Origin of the sequence: Actinoplanes derwentensis, assembly GCF_900104725.1 — a bacterium.
In the GTDB taxonomy this organism is placed as follows: Bacteria; Actinomycetota; Actinomycetes; order Mycobacteriales; family Micromonosporaceae; genus Actinoplanes; species Actinoplanes derwentensis.
This window is the reverse complement of record NZ_LT629758.1, coordinates 530,059-545,191: the sequence shown is the minus strand read 5'-3', so window position 1 is coordinate 545,191 and position 15,133 is coordinate 530,059. Positions and strand designations below refer to the sequence as shown.

The 15,133-nt window shown below is 70.0% G+C and carries 7 protein-coding genes; 4 read left to right on the top strand and 3 right to left on the bottom strand.

What is annotated here, in order from left to right; translation table 11 throughout:
• Nucleotides 1-37 precede the first annotated feature (37 nt).
• Both BLU81_RS02290 and pgm read right to left on the bottom strand, forming a co-directional pair.
• Nucleotides 38-2,287 (bottom strand): putative bifunctional diguanylate cyclase/phosphodiesterase, encoded by a 2,250-nt coding sequence (locus tag BLU81_RS02290; protein ID WP_092541158.1) that lies wholly within the window; start codon nucleotides 2,285-2,287, stop codon nucleotides 38-40.
• 82 nt (nucleotides 2,288-2,369) lie between these two features.
• Entirely contained in the window at nucleotides 2,370-3,995 is a 1,626-nt protein-coding gene (pgm, locus tag BLU81_RS02285; RefSeq protein WP_092541156.1) for a phosphoglucomutase (alpha-D-glucose-1,6-bisphosphate-dependent), read from the bottom strand.
• A gap of 94 nt (nucleotides 3,996-4,089) precedes the next feature.
• On the opposite strand from pgm, the gene BLU81_RS02280 reads away from it, so the two are divergent.
• A complete protein-coding gene (locus BLU81_RS02280; protein WP_231954047.1) occupies nucleotides 4,090-5,796 on the top strand; it encodes a copper resistance CopC/CopD family protein in 1,707 nt (568 codons plus the stop codon).
• A gap of 9 nt (nucleotides 5,797-5,805) precedes the next feature.
• Complete coding sequence (locus tag BLU81_RS02275) at nucleotides 5,806-6,603, top strand: YaaA family protein (protein WP_092541152.1); 798 nt, start codon at nucleotides 5,806-5,808, stop codon at nucleotides 6,601-6,603.
• On the opposite strand, the gene BLU81_RS02270 is transcribed toward BLU81_RS02275, so the two are convergent.
• Complete coding sequence (locus BLU81_RS02270; protein ID WP_092541150.1) at nucleotides 6,600-7,136, bottom strand: FKBP-type peptidyl-prolyl cis-trans isomerase; 537 nt, start codon at nucleotides 7,134-7,136, stop codon at nucleotides 6,600-6,602. The genes BLU81_RS02275 and BLU81_RS02270 overlap by 4 nt on opposite strands.
• Nucleotides 7,137-7,334: 198 nt before the next feature.
• On the opposite strand from BLU81_RS02270, the gene BLU81_RS02265 reads away from it, so the two are divergent.
• On the top strand, nucleotides 7,335-8,072 hold the full coding sequence (locus tag BLU81_RS02265; RefSeq protein ID WP_231954045.1) for a hypothetical protein: 738 nt from the start codon (nucleotides 7,335-7,337) through the stop codon (nucleotides 8,070-8,072).
• A gap of 39 nt (nucleotides 8,073-8,111) precedes the next feature.
• Nucleotides 8,112-14,957, top strand: a complete 6,846-nt coding sequence (locus tag BLU81_RS50170) for an MMPL family transporter (RefSeq protein WP_231954044.1) — start codon at nucleotides 8,112-8,114, stop codon at nucleotides 14,955-14,957.
• The last annotated feature ends 176 nt before the right edge of the window (nucleotides 14,958-15,133 follow it).

The window sequence follows — 15,133 nt, the reverse complement described above, 5'->3', positions numbered from 1 at the left end:
GCTGTTCCGCTCAGGTCGACCCTGCTGCCGGCCTCGGCTACGCGACGTGTACCGGGGCGTCCGCCATCAGCGCGCCGCAGTCGGCGGCGGGCAGCGGCCGGGCCATCAGGAAGCCCTGTCCGTAGCGGTACCCCATGTCCCGCAGCCGCTCCAGTTGTTCCTGGTGCTCGATGCCTTCAGCGACGGCTTTGAGCTGGAGATGCTCGGCGAGCAGGGCGACCGCGGCGGCGACCGCGAGCCGGCCCCGGTCGGCGCCGTCGGCGATGCCGTCGACGAACGACTTGTCGAGTTTGAGGGAGTTCACCGGGAAGGCGCGGAGCAGGCTGAGTGACGACTGGCCGGTGCCGAAGTCGTCCAGGGCCAGGCGTACGCCCATGTCGTGAAGTGCTTGCAGGGTCTCCGTCACCTGCCAGCCGTCGACCACCGACGACTCGGTGACCTCGATGATCAGATCGTACGGGGTGAGCCCGGTGTCGCTGAGGACGGCGGCGACCTCGTCGACGAAGCCGGGCTCCCGCAACTGCCGGACGGCCACGTTGACGTTGACCGCCTCGACCGCGGCGGCCCCCCGTTCGATGCGCCACCGCGCGAGCTGCTCGCACGCCTCCCGGAGCACCCACGAGCCGAGCGGCACGATCAGCCCGGAGCGTTCGGCGCACGGGATGAACTCGCCCGGTGACACGAACCCGCGCACCGGGTGCTGCCAGCGGACCAGCGCCTCGCAGCCGTGGATCCGGCCGGTGACCAGGTCGAAGATCGGCTGGTACAGCAGTCGCAGCTCGCCGCCGGCGATGCCGTTGCGCAGTTCCCCGGCGAGCCGGGCGTGCGCGGCCATGTCCTGGCGCATCCGCGGCTCGAATCGTACCCAGGAGGCTTTTCCGCTCTCCTTGGCCGCGTACATCGCGATGTCGGCGTTGCGCAGCACCTCGTCGGCGGTCTCGCAGTCCTCGGCGAGCGCGACACCGGCGCTGGCGTGCAGCAGGAGTTGCTGTTCGGCGATCGTGAAGGGTTCGGCGAAGGCCTGCAGCACCCGGTCGGCGGCGCCGTCCACGGCGGGCAGCAGAACGGCGAACTCGTCGCCACCGAGCCGGGCCGGCATCTCGCCGGGCGAGCACTGGTTGCGCAGGCGCTGCGACACCGCGTACAGCAGCTGGTCTCCGGCGGCCGGGCCGAGCGTGTCGTTGATCATTTTGAAGTCGTCGATGTCGATGATCAGGGCGGCGGCCGGCTCGCCCGCGTCGAGGCGTTCGGTGAGCGCGACGGTGAACCGGACCCGGTTGGGCAGGCCGGTCAGGTTGTCGCTGAGCGCGAGACGTTCGAGTTCGGCCTGCTGAGCGCGGATGCCGCGCAGGGCGACGGTGTTCTCCCGCAGGCTGAGCAGCTGGCGGGTGGCGACGAATCCGGCGATCAGAACCGCGCCGACGATGATGATCCGCTGCCGGTGGGTGAGGTCGTGGGCGCTCACGCTGATCACCAGGGCGGCCATGGCGGTGACGGCGAGCAGCGGCAGCAGGTTGAACAGCGAGCGCCCGGAAGCCGGGGCCGCACCGCCGGGCCGGTCGAGGGCACGCTGCTGGAGGTGGGCGCCGAGGGCGAGGGCCCCGCCGGTGAGGGGCAGGCACAGCACCGACACCGCCATCCGGGCGTCCACCGATCCGGCGATCTGCAGGAAGGTGCCGGCGACGCAGGTGATCGGGCCGAGGGTGAGAACCCGCAGGGCGGCCGGGGCGACGGCACTGTCCGGCTGGGCCGCGGACTTGCCGATCACCACGAGCAGCAGGACCCCGCCGACACCGACGACCGCGGCCACGATCCGGGCGGTCAGGGAGGTGTCGCGGGGTGCGAGGTCGAGGACGCCGTACCAGAAGACGAGCCCGGCGGCGACGGCGACGGTCAGGCCGTCGAGGGTGGCGCGCACCCAGGCGGAGCCGGTCCGGCTGGGGCCGGGAAGGCCGAGGAACGCCACCATCAGCATCAGGACGCCGGACATCAGCGGCACGGCCGTCCAGAGGGACATACCGGCGTCGTTGTTGGCCCGGACCACGGCGACGCACGCGGTGATCAGCAGCAGGACCCCGGCGTATTCGAGGCGGCGCCAGAACCGCTGCGCCGGCCGGCTCAGGCCGGCTGCGCGGGCGATCCGGTGGCACGCGTACACGCCCGCGGTCAGGGCGATCGGGCCGCCGAGGTAGCCGTAGAAGACGTCGTCGCCGCGTACGAGCAGCCACACCAGCACGCCGAGGTTCGCCACGGCGGCGAACACTGCGGGGCGTACGGGTGCGGTCATGATTTTCGTACGGCTCCTGTCCGGTTGCGTTCTGCTTGCAGACTGACAGTCGGCGCAGGAGCCGTCGAGCTGAGACGAAAGATCAGCCGGCCAGGGCGGCCGAAATGACCGCGCGGGCTTCCTGCTGGATACGGGCCAGGTGCTCGGGGCCCTGGAACGACTCGGCGTAGATCTTGTAGACGTCCTCGGTACCGGACGGCCGGGCCGCGAACCAGCCGGACCCGGTCACCACCTTGAGACCGCCGATCGCCGCGCCGTTGCCGGGTGCGCTGGTCAGGACCGCGGTGATCGGCTCGCCGGCGAGGGACGACGCGGTCACCTGCGACGGCGACAGCTTGCCGAGGATCGCCTTCTCCTCGCGGGTGGCGGGGGCGTCGATCCGGGCGTACGCCGGCTCACCGAACCGGGCGGTCAGCTCCCGGTAGTGCTCGCTCGGGGTCTTCCCGGTGGTGGCGATGATCTCGGCGGCGAGCAGGTCGAGGATCAGGCCGTCCTTGTCGGTGCTCCACGGTTTGCCGTCGCGGCGCAGGAACGACGCCCCGGCGCTCTCCTCGCCGCCGAAGCCGATCGAGCCGTCGATCAGGCCGGGCACGAACCATTTGAAGCCGACCGGCACCTCGTCGAGGCGGCGGCCCAGGTCGGCGGCGACCCGGTCGATCATCGACGACGACACCAGGGTCTTGCCGATACCGGCGGCGGACGGCCAGCCGTCGCGGGTCCGGTAGAGGTAGCCGATGGCGACGGCCAGGTAGTGGTTGGGGTTCATCAGGCCGCCGTCGGGGGTGACGATGCCGTGCCGGTCGGCGTCGGCGTCGTTGCCGGTGGCGATCTGGAAACGGTCCTTCTGGGCGATCAAGGACGCCATCGCGTACGGCGACGAACAGTCCATCCTGATCTTGCCGTCCCAGTCCAGGGTCATGAATCCGAACGTCGGGTCGACGTGCGGGTTGACCACGGTCAGGTCGAGCCGGTGGCGGTCGGCGATCTCACCCCAGTAGGCGACACTGGCACCGCCGAGCGGGTCGGCGCCGATCCGCACCTGCGCGGCACGGATCGCGTCGATGTCGATCACGTTCGGCAGGTCGTCGACGTACGTACCCAGGTAGTCGTATTTTTCGGGGTTTTCCGGCCGGGCGGACCGGCGCACTTCCTTGAGCCCTCCGGCGATCAGGGCGTTCGCCCGGTCCTGGATCCAGCGAGTGGCGTCGGTGTCGGCGGGCCCACCGTTCGGCGGGTTGTACTTGAACCCACCGTCATCGGGCGGATTGTGCGACGGAGTGACCACCACCCCATCCGCTTTGTCACCATTGAGCAGGTTGTAGCGCAAGATGGCGTGCGACACCGCGGGCGTAGGGGTGTACCCGTCGCGCGAATCGACCAGAGCCACGACATCGTTGGCGGCGAACACCTCAAGAGCGGTGATCAAAGCCGGCTCACTGAGAGCGTGCGTGTCACGCCCCAGGAACAGCGGCCCGGTGGTCCCCTGCGCACGGCGATATTCGACGATCGCCTGGCTGGTCGCGGCGATGTGGTCCTCGTTGAAGGCGGTGCGCAGGCTGGAGCCGCGGTGCCCGGAGGTGCCGAACGCGACCCCCTGCCCCACTTGCGCAGGGTCCGGGTGCTCGGTGTAGTAACGCGAGATGACCTTGGGTACGTCGATCAGATCGGCCGGTTCGGCGGGATGGCCCGCGCGGGCGTGGACGGACATGAGGGTCTCCTCCGGGAAGAGGTCGGGAGCTGAGTCGGATCGTAACCAGGTGCTCACCTTGAACCATTCCCGGCGCCGATCCGAACTACCTTCTGTGACCCGGGTAATGCTGTTCCTGTTCGTCCTTCTCGCCTCGCTCACCCTGCCCGCCTCGCCCGCCTCGGCGCACGCCGCACCGGTCGGCGCCACCCCGGCGCCGGGCAGCGTGATCGGCGCCTCACCGGCCGAGGTGACGGTGACCTTCAGCGAGCCGGTCACCCCGGTCGAGGGCCGGGTGCAGGTGATCGCACCGAACGGGGACCGGATCTCCGGCAAAGCCGTCGTCGAGGGCACCACGATGCGCATCCCGGTCCGGCAGGCGGACAAGCCGCTCGGCACCTACCTGATCAGTTTCCGGGTCATCTCCGCCGACAGTCACCCGGTCGGCGGCGCGATCTCGTTCTCGGTCGGGGCGCCGTCGGAACGCCCGGAGGCCCCGTCGGAGACGATCGGAACCCACCCGTCGGTCGAGGTCGCCGTGCCGGTCTTCAAGACCATCGGGTACGCCGGGATCACCCTGATCGCCGGTCCCGCGATGTTCCTGGCGTTCCTGTGGCCGCGCCGCCGGTCCCGGTCGGGCGCGCTGAAGACGGTGCGGGTGGGGCTGGCGCTCACCGCGTTCGCCACCCTGGGAGCGATCGCCAGTTACCCCCAGCAGGGTTCCGGGGCCCCGCTGTGGCAGGTATCGGCGCAGGAGCTGACCGAGACGGTGACCAGCGAGTTCGGGTTGCTACTGGTGGGCCGGCTGGCGATTCTGGGCGTGCTGGCCGGGCTTCTGCTGCCGATGCTGAGCCGAGCCCCGCGTACTGCCCGGGCCCGCGTCCTGGTCGGGGCGGGCGCGCCCGTGGAGGTCGTGCCGGCAGATCAGAAGACGAAGACCACATTCAGCAGGACCCGGCCGTACGCGGTACTCGCCCTGTCCGCGGCCGGGCTCGCGACGTGGCCGCTGACCGGGCACGCGGTGGCCGCCCCGATGTCCGGGATCACCGTCACGGCCGGGGTGGTGCACATGGCCGCGATGGCGGTGTGGATCGGCGGCCTGGTCACCCTCGCGGTCTTCCTGCTGCGTGGCACCCATCCGCGGGTGCTCGGGGTGGTCCTGCCGGTCTGGTCGCGCTGGGCCGCGATCGCGGTGCTGTGGCTGGTCTTCGCCGGGGCGATCCAGGCGGTGGTGCAGATGGGCAAGGTGTCCGCGCTGTGGGAGACCGGTTACGGGCAGCTGCTGATCGCGAAACTGGGCGTCACCGCGGCGGTGCTGGGCGCGGCCGCGTTCGCTCGCCGGATGGTCGTCGCCGGGGCGGCCGGGGCCGGGGTGCGCCGGGCCGTCGGCATCGAGGTGGCCGCGAGTGTGGTCATTCTGGCGCTGAGTTCGGTGCTGGTGCAGGTGGACCCGGGCCGGATCGCCGCCACCAAGGAGAAGCCGATCACCGGTCAGGGCTTCTCCGAGACGCTGACCAGTGATCTCTACGCGGTCCAGTTCAACATCTACCCGGTCGAACTGGGCGAGTACAACACCATCCACGCCTTCCTCTACACCCCGGACGGCGGTCCGCTGCGGGCCGAGGAGTGGCAGGTCACCGCGCGGCTGACCGATCCCGCGCTGGAGGCGGTGGCCCAGCCGATCGCCGGCCTGCCGACCGGCAACCAGGCGCTCGGCTCGATGTCGTTCCCGTTACCCGGCACCTACGAGATCACCTTCACGATCCGGACCACCGAGATCGACCGGGCGAGTGTGAAAACCAGCGTGACAGTCGGCGGTTAATGTTTTCGCGTGCTGATCCTGCTCCCGCCCTCCGAAGGTAAGACCCCGGCCGTGTCCGGCTCCCCCGTCGACCCGTCGTCGCTGTGGCTGCCGGCGCTGGCCGCCGCCCGCACGCGGGTGCTCAACAGGCTGGTCGCGCTCTGTTCCCGCACCAGTGAGCGGTCGATCGCGGACAGCCTGAAGGTGCTGGGGCTCAGCGACGGTCAGCGGGGGGAACTGGCCCGCAACACGGTGCTCGCCGGGGCACCGGCTGCGCCGGCTTCGCAGATCTACACCGGCGTGTTGTACGAGGCACTCGGCCCGGACACTCTGCAGACCGGGGCTCAGCAGTGGCTGAATCGTACCGCCGTGGTGTTCTCCGGGTTGTGGGGTGTGGTCCGGCTCGGGGATCACATTCCGGCCTACCGATGCGCGGTCGGTGTCACTCTGCCGGCGCCGATCGGGGGCCTCACCCCGTACTGGAAGAAGGTCTTGAAGCCCGCTCTTGACGAAGTGACCGCACAGACGCCGGTCCTGGACCTGCGATCCGGCGCCTATGCGGCGATGTGGGTGCCCGGCGGCAACGCGGCAGCCCTGCGAGTGCTGCACGAACGGGTCGTCGGCGGAGTGGCGAAACGGTCCGTGGTCAGTCATTTCAACAAGGCCACCAAGGGCCGCCTGGTACGCGAGCTGGCCGCCGAGCAGGCCGCGCCGGATTCGGTGGACGACCTGATCACCGCCCTGCGCGACCTGAAGTTCACCGTCGAGGAACAGAACGCCCCGGCCGGTGGACCACGCCGGCTCGATGTGGTCGTGACCGAGCTCTAGCCCGCATCTTCGGCCGACAGGATGTCGACTACGAAGCGCAGGTCGCCGCGTTCCGGGCCGTAGGCGAGGGCGGCCGGCACGTCCAGCTGGATCCGGCTGCCGACCTTCTGGCCGGGGATGCCCTTGTCCCAGCCCTGGATCAGCTTGCCGACCCCGATCGGGAAGCTGGTCGGGGTGGACTTGCCGTTCGCCCACGACGAGTCGATCACGTCGCCGGAGGTGTAACCGATCAGCTTGTAGTTGACGCTGACGGTCTGCCCGGTCTTCACGACCGCGCCGGTGCCCGGGATCAGCTCCTTGATCACCAGGTCGGTGAGGGTGCCGGTGCCGGTCGCGATCTGCGGTTCCTGGGTCAGGGACGCCTCGCCCGCCGGGGCCACCGACGCCGGGGCCGCCGTGGGGACCGGCTCGTCATCCTCGTCACGGACCACGAAGAAGACGGCCACCAGAACCGCGAAAACGAGCACGCCGCTGAGGACACCCGCAATCGCCTGGCCACGCCGCTTGCTGGTGGAGATGGTCTTGTCACTCATCGTCGAACTCCCGGATCGGCAAGTCGGAAACTCCGGACACGCTACTCGCAATCGGGCGGAACACGGCGAAGAACCTCCCCCGAATCGCCGAGGTGGATGATCCACCGTCCGTTCCCACCCGGCTCCCCCTCTTCACCCCGGGCCCGGCAGATGAGATCGTTTAGCGCCCCTGCCCGCCGCACCCGTTCTGGAGGAACCTTGCTCCGATGGCGGGAGTACCGCGAACCAGCCGTGGTGATCGTGGCCGGGGTGACGGCCGTGGCGGTCTTCAGCGCCGTGCTGTTCCAGCTCGGCGACGACGGCCCGAAGGCGGCGGCACCGGCCGAACCGGTCGCGCCGACCGAGCAGGTGCCGATTCCGCTGCTCAGCGTCGCGGCGTCACCGTCGCTCGCGCCGATCGACTCGATCGTCTACGAGCGGGTGCCGATCGCCGACACCGTCGATCTGGCCGCCGAGGGGACGATCGACTGGGTGCACTGGGGCGAGGACGGCCGCTACTCGCTCGAACGCAAACCCGACGGCGCCTTCACCATCCTCGAAGGCACCCCGAGCGCGCCCCGCAACCGGCACACCGCCAGCCCGCAACGGTTCCGCTGGACCGGCACTTCCAGCGTGACTAGCGGGATCAGCACGTGCGGCGCGGGCAACGGATTCACTCTGTCGGCACCGGCCGGGCCCGGCCGCAACACCCTGCGGCTGTACGTCGGGGCGACGAACGCACGCGGCACCCTCGAGGTCGGGCTCTCCACCGACGTGGATTCCTCGGCGACGATCACCGATTCCTGGACAGTCGAGGGGCCCGCCATGCAGACGACGGCCTACGTCATCTCGTACCGTGCTTCAGGTACTGGCAAGATCTCCGTCAAGTGGATCACGGCCGCATCTTTCGACAGCACGTGCGGTGGCGTCTCCCTGCAGGCCGCGGCCTTGAGCTGACCTGCGCTGACTCATCGTAGAACCGGGAAAGGGGAACGCGTGTTCGCGGGCTGGGGATCGCGGGTCGCCCGCTTACGGTGGCCGGTACTCATCATCGCGCTCGTCGCGGTGCTCGGTGCGGGTGGCTGGGGCTTCGGCGTGTTCGGGCAGCTCACCGAAGGTGGCTACAACGACCCGGACAGTGAGTCGGGCCGGGCCGCCGACGTGGTGGCCGCGGCGACGAACGGGCAGGCCGGCGACGTCATCGCGATCTACACGCCGGACAGTGGCGGCATCGACGACGCCGCCCTCGGCAAGCTGATCACCGAACGTCTCGCGGCACTGCCGAAGTCCGCGGTCACCGCGCAGACCTCGTACTGGGCGAACAAGCAGCAGACGTTCGCGTCCGCCGACCGGTCCAGCGCGATCGCGGTGATCACCCTGGCCGGTGAAGACGACGCGGACAAGATGGCGGCGTACGGGGAGATCGAGGACTCGTTCACGGTCCCCGGCGCCCGGGTCGAGCTGGCCGGCGGCATCCCGCTCGGGCACGCGTCCACCGAACGGTCCACCCAGGACCTGGCGATCGCCGAGATGATCTCGCTGCCGATCGTGCTGATCCTGCTGCTGGTGATCTTCGGTTCGCTGGTCGCGGCGTCCCTGCCGGTGGTGATCGGCGGCTGCGCGGTCCTCGGCTCCCTCGGGTTCCTGCACGCCGTCGCGCTCACCCACGAAGTCAACTCGTTCGCCGTCAACGTCGCCAGCCTCCTCGGTCTCGGCATGGCCATCGACTACGGGCTGTTCATGGTCGGCCGGTTCCGCGAGGAGCAGGCCGTCCACGACACCGCCGAAGCGGTCAAACGCACCGTCGCCACCGCCGGCCGCACCGTGGTCTTCTCCGCCACCCTGCTGATGACCGCGCTCGCCGGGCTGCTGCTGTTCCCGCAGGGCTTCCTGAAATCCCTCGCCTACGGTGGCCTCGCGGCCGTCTTCCTCGCCATGGTGCTGTCCCTGACCCTGCTGCCCGCCCTGCTCGCGGTGCTCGGGCCACGCGTCGACAAGATCCCGGTGCGACTGCCCTTCGCCGCCGCCGGTGACGCCGGCTGGGAACGGCTCGCCAGATGGGTGCTGAGCCGGCCGGTAGCGGTGGCCGTACCCATCGTGGCCGTCCTTCTGCTCCTCGCCCTGCCGATCCTGGGCGCCCGCTTCGGCGAGAACGACGAACGCCAACTGCCCGCCGGCGATCCGTCCCGCGTCGCGATCGAGACCCTCAAAGCCGACTATCCGCAGTTCAGCTCGGACGGCGTCCAGATCGTGGTCCGTTCCCTGACCGGCGACCAGCCCGACGTCGAAGCCCTGACCACGGCGGCCGGCAACGTCCCCGGCGTCCAGACGGTCACCGGCAGCGGCGGCAACGGCAAGGACGTGGTCGTCCTCAACGCCGACCTCAAGACCGCCGACGTGTTCAGCGACGAGGCCCGCGACACCGTCGGCAGGCTGCGCGCCCTGCCCGCACCCGTCGGCACCGAGATCCTCGTCGGCGGCGCCACCGCCCGCAACGTCGACAGCCTCGACGCCATCGGCGCCCGGCTGCCGTTGATGATCGGGCTGCTGGCCGGCGCCACCCTGGTACTGATGTTCCTGGCCTTCGGCTCGATCCTGCTCCCGGTCAAAGCCGTGGTGCTGAGCGCGCTCAGCCTCACCGCCACCTTCGGCGCCCTGGTCTGGATCTTCCAGGAAGGCCACGGGGCGTCCCTGCTCAACGTCACACCGACCCCCTTGGAAGCCGGAATCGTCGTCCTGATGGCGGCCGTCGTGTTCGGTCTCTCCACCGACTACGAGGTGTTCCTGCTGTCCCGGATGGTCGAGGCCCGGCTGCGGGGCGCCAGCACCACCGAAGCCGTCACCATCGGCCTGACCCGCACCGGCCGGGTCATCAGCGCCGCCGCCCTGCTGCTCATCGTCGTCACCGGCGCGTTCTCCCTGTCGTCGGTCACCACCATGCGGTTCATCGGCGTCGGCATGATCATCGCCCTGGTCCTGGACGCCACAGTCGTCCGCGTCCTCCTGGTCCCCGCCGTCCTGCGCCTGCTCGGCGACGCCGCCTGGTGGGCCCCCGCCCCGCTGCGGCGCCTCCAGGAGAAGGCCGGCCTCGCCGAATACGCCGGCGAAGAGGAGACACCCACCGGCCGGCACGCCTGGCGCGACACCACCGTCATCGACGGAACCCTGGTCACCCACGCCCTGCCCGGCAAGCCCGTTCAGGCCGCACTGCCGTCCGGGCCGACACCGGCGCCGGCGACAGACCCGGTGGTCCTGGAATACGAGGACTTCCTCAACTACATCTCCGGCAAGAACGACGCGATGGCCCATGCCGGCGGCCTGCTACCGGACCGGCCCACTTCGTCCACCCCCAGCGCCGGTACGGGTGACGAAGAGTCACCGGAGACGCGATCCCCCGGCCGCCACCGCACCGCCGATCTGGCCCCCTACGCCACGCCCAAACTCCCCGCCGCCGCTTCTGCTGCCGCTGCTCCTGCCGCCTCTGAACCCGCTTCCTCCGCTGGTTCCTCCGTCTCCTCACAGGCGGTCGGCGGATCAGAACCGGACGACGGCCTCGCCGCCGCTTCCGCTCCTGATGACTTTTCGGAAAGCACGGGCTCCTTCAGGGCGCTACCTAGCTCGTCCCCAGCAGGTTTCACCATGTCCCCGGCCGATCCCGCGACATCCGCCGCCCCGATCACCGCGTGGAGCCCTCTCCCCCTCGCAGCCGACGACGCTGCCACCCCGCCCGGCCCGGTTCCGCCCGACGACTCCATTCCCTCCGAGTCGACCCCGCCGGATCCGGCCACATCCAGCACATCGGGTTCTCACGTCGTCCCGCCCGACACCGCACCTGACACACCGGATCCTTTCGTCGCCCCGCCCGATGCCACGGATCCTTTCGTCGCGCTGCCCGACACCGCATCCGGCACGCTGGTTTCGCTGCCAACCCCGGCCGAGGCCGTGTCCGGCACGCCGAGTTCCTCCCCGTCGGCGCCGGACGGCGCGCCGGCCATCCCGTCGAAGGATTCCGCCGACGACGAGAACACCCAACTCATCTGGGCCGAAGTAGAGGCAAGCGTGACCGCAGCCCCGGAACCGATCGATCCGGAAACCATCTGGGCCGAGGTGGAGGCCACCTTGGCCGCCGGAGCCGAAACCGTGCGGGCTGACCCAAGACCTCCGGTGATCCCGGAAGCCCCCCGGGACCTGGACGATCTCGACCCCGCCAGCACCCAGATCCTCCGTTTGCCTCCCCATCTGGCGAACGACACCACAACACCGGCGTTCCCCACCCTGGGCACCCAGTCCACGGTCAAGCCGGCCAAGACCGCCAAGCTGGCCGAGGCAGCCGCACTGGCCGGCCCCACCCCCAAGCCCGGCCCCACCTCCACCACACCCGACAACACCGTGACGCCCGACGACACCGTCACGCCCGGCGAGACCGTCACGGTCAGCAGCACCGAGCCCGCTGGGTCCCTGAGCGACTCCGCCAGCACCGCACCCCAGTCGCTTCCCCTGCTGCCGGACTCGACCCTTTCCCCGGATGCCGTCCCGACAGCCATCCCAGCGGCCATCTCCCCGGATGACATCCCTGCCGACCCCGATGACGTCCCTGCCGACCGCCCGGACACCATCGACTCCGCCGACGACCGCCCCACGGACACCGACAAGCCCGTTCCGGCAAGCGCACTCGAATCCGTCCTCAACGCTTTCGCGGAGTTCGTCCCCGACCCGGCCCCCCACCCCGATCCCCGACCCGACGCCAACGCCGATCGCGACGAAGCCGGCGACGCGGTGGTTCACCAGATGCCGTCCGCTGACGACTACCTGTCCGAGAACGCACACACCCCATCCGAGTTGCCCGAACCGGACTTCACACCGCTCCCGGACTCAGCGGAACTCGCACCCACCGAATCCGCAGACCAGGACCAGGAAGCGATTCCCTCCGACCACCCAGCCCTGGAGTTCCAGCCTTCAGCCTCGGAGTTCCCTTCCTCAGCCTCGGAATCCGCTCCCATTCCCGAGTCGGCTCCGGCTCCGGTCATCTTCTCTTCGCCAGACTCAGACCCAGCCTGGTCAACTGAGACCCCGCTCCTCCCAGAGACCGAACCGCTCCCGGAGATCGAACCGCACGCCGCCTTCGAACCACTCCCGGAGATCGAGCCGTACGCGGAACTCGATCAACCCGCAGCGACCGAGTTCAGCGCGGAAGCCACCGCAATCCCGGAACCCAGCCCCGAAGCGGAACAGACGCCACCCGCCGAGTTCGAGGCCGCGCCAGAGGCCGCCGACTCCGCGCCGGAACCGACGTTCGTGCCCTTCCCGGAGACCACCCCGTTCGCCGAGGCCGAACCACTCGAAAGAGTCACGCCGACCGCCGACGCCACGCCGGTCGCCGATGCCACGCCGGTCGAGCCCTCGTCCAGCGCGAGTAGCACGGCGATTCCTGACCCGTTCGCCTGGCGGTCGGATCCGCGGTTGGCGAACCTGACCGCCCCCCAGCCCGACTCCTTCAACTGGCTCGACCGAGCCGCTCAACCAGACCCGCAGGCAGACTCCCCCACATCCCAGGAGACGCCCCCAGCCGACCCGTCCCAGTCCCAGGACCGCGACCAGGACCAGGACCAGGACCAGGAAGCGTCTTCGTCGCCGGTTGTTCCGGTGTCGCCCGGTGCGGGGCCGCTGCCTTATGTCGAGCCCCCGGCCTGGTGGTCCGAGCCCGCGCCGTCGGGTCCGGCGCGATCCGCTCCAAAACCGGAGGCGACGCTCCCGCATCCCTACGCCGAATCGTCTACCGCACGTCGGCCGCAAACCCTCGGCGACTGGCTGGCTGACGCTCCCGCCAAGCCTGCCACCGATTCCGAACTGGATTCCTCGCCCGAGGCCGACCAGCCCACCGAGATGGTCACGGATCCCGAGAGTCCCCGGCGCCCGCAGACCCTCGACGAATGGCTGACAAATCCGGCCACCGCCGAACCAACCACCTCTGACCCAGCCGAGTCCGAACCGGCCGAATCAGAGGTTGGCGAATCCGAGGTTGGCGCCGCTGAGGGTGCTGAGTCAGAACCCGCTGACTCTCGGTTGACCGACTTCGAATCGGTCGACTTTCAGGGGGCCGAGGCCGAACCAGCGGAACCAGTCGCTGATCTCTCACTGGCCAACGATTCCGAGTTCGCCAGCGTCCCAGCAGCAGTGACCGAGCCAGTGGCGGGCAGCGAATCAGAGGTCTTCAGCGAGCTGAACCTGGCGTTCGAACCTGCGGCGGACACGCAGTCCGAGCAGGCACCGGAACCAGCTTCCGACACCGAGGCGGTGACCGTTCCGGCTTCCGACACTGCGGCTGACCCGGAGGCCACGGATTACACCGGGACCGTCGAACCGGCCGCATCCGAGCCGGTCACCCTCGATCAGGTCACGCCCGGGTCGGCTGATTTCGTCGCGACGACGCGTGACGAGTCGATCGTCTCAGTGGACAGCGCGTCTGGCGGCGAGGCAGCGGACAGTGTTCCTCTCCCGGTGGATGACGTCCCGGACGGTGCTGTCACCGTGGAGGCGGGCTCTCAGGTTCCAGGTGAGCAGACACCCGATTCGGATGAGCGGCTGGAAGATCCAGCGAACACGGCAACGCCGGTGGGTGAGGAGTTCGCCTCTCCGCAGGAGCTACCCGATACCGAGATCGACTCGGTAGGCAGCGCATCGGCTCCGGTGTCGGATGTTCCGGTCCTGGAGACGTTCACAGATGCCTACGCCGCAGATGTGGACGCTCCGGCCGTAGAGCCTGACGCGGCCCCTTCGGCATCGGAGGCGGGCGACGGGATTCCGGATGAGGTACCGGTCGCGGATGAGTCGGTGGCAGAGCCGGTCGGTGGTGGTTCGGCTGATGAGGTGGCTGGTGGCGGTGATGAGAACGGGCCGTCGGACGAATTCGGAATCGGTGTCGCCGGGAGTGACTTCGCCGTGGATGACGAGGAGATCAGCGCTGTGGAAACCGCCGGGACGGTCAGTGACGTGGCTGATGTCGTAGGGGTTCCTGTTTCCGGCGCCGGCGAACCCGCTGGGGCCGGCTCGGACCTCGGGGAGAGCGCGGACATTTTGGGTGTGCCCACTGCAGCGGATCGCTCGATGGGGGCCCGTCGGCCGCAAACGCTCGATGAGGTGCTGGCCGCTGGGGCGAGTTCCATGGATTTCGGGCACCCCTACCGCTCGCAGTCGACGGTGGATGAGGATGGCTGGACCGGAGTAGACAGTCCGGCCGTGGATGCCCTGGCGAGCGCCGACATTCCGGCAGGCACGGATGGCCCGGGCGTTGACGCTTCGCCAGTGGTGGGTGCCGCGACCTCAGCCGCGGCGGTAGAGCAGCCGGTAGAGCAACAAGAGGAGCAGCCGGTGGCTGTGGCTCGGCGGCCTCAGACGCTGGAGGATGTCGCGGCCGGGCGTCCACGGCCGGCGGGTGACGCCAGGGATCCGGAGACCGAGGCGTCGACCGCGGCAGAGACCACGGCGGTGGAGGCGGCCGCGGTGGAGGCGAGCCGGAACGAGATCGAGTATCAGCGGGGGCGGCGTCCGGAGACGCTGGATGATCGGCTGCGCGGGACCATCCGGCCGGCGACGCTCGCCGATCACCTGCCGGATCAGGGCCGGGGGGCTCAGCGGCAGGCGAACAGCGGGCCGTCGTGGACCGCGGGTTCCGGAGAGCACCCCTACGATCGGCGGTCTCAGCGCCCGGCTTCTCTCGCCGACCACCCGAAGCCGACTCGCCCCGGGCGAGATGCCGCGCAGGGAGCCGCACCGGAAGGCCCGGCGACCGACTCGGAGACCGGACCGGCAACCGACTCGGCGAGTGGCCCGGCCCAGCCCTGACCGGCGAGGAGTGACCGTTGGGGCGGGGCCGGACGGTGAAGGCCGGTGGAGACTGAGGCTTGTCACCCGTACCGGCGCTGGGTCTGAATGTGAATCGGGCTGGCTGGTGACCGGCATCCCTTGCCGGATGCCGGTGGCGGCCGATAGGACCGCGGGTAAGTACAGTGCGTGCGGGC

What these genes read in the sequence shown, in the direction of transcription:
- pgm (WP_092541156.1), bottom strand. Translation starts at nt 3,995, where the DNA reads ATGTCCGTCCACGCCCGCGCGGGCCATCCCGCCGAACCGGCCGATCTG.
- BLU81_RS02290 (WP_092541158.1), bottom strand. Translation starts at nt 2,287, where the DNA reads ATGACCGCACCCGTACGCCCCGCAGTGTTCGCCGCCGTGGCGAACCTC.
- BLU81_RS02270 (WP_092541150.1), bottom strand. Translation starts at nt 7,136, where the DNA reads ATGAGTGACAAGACCATCTCCACCAGCAAGCGGCGTGGCCAGGCGATT.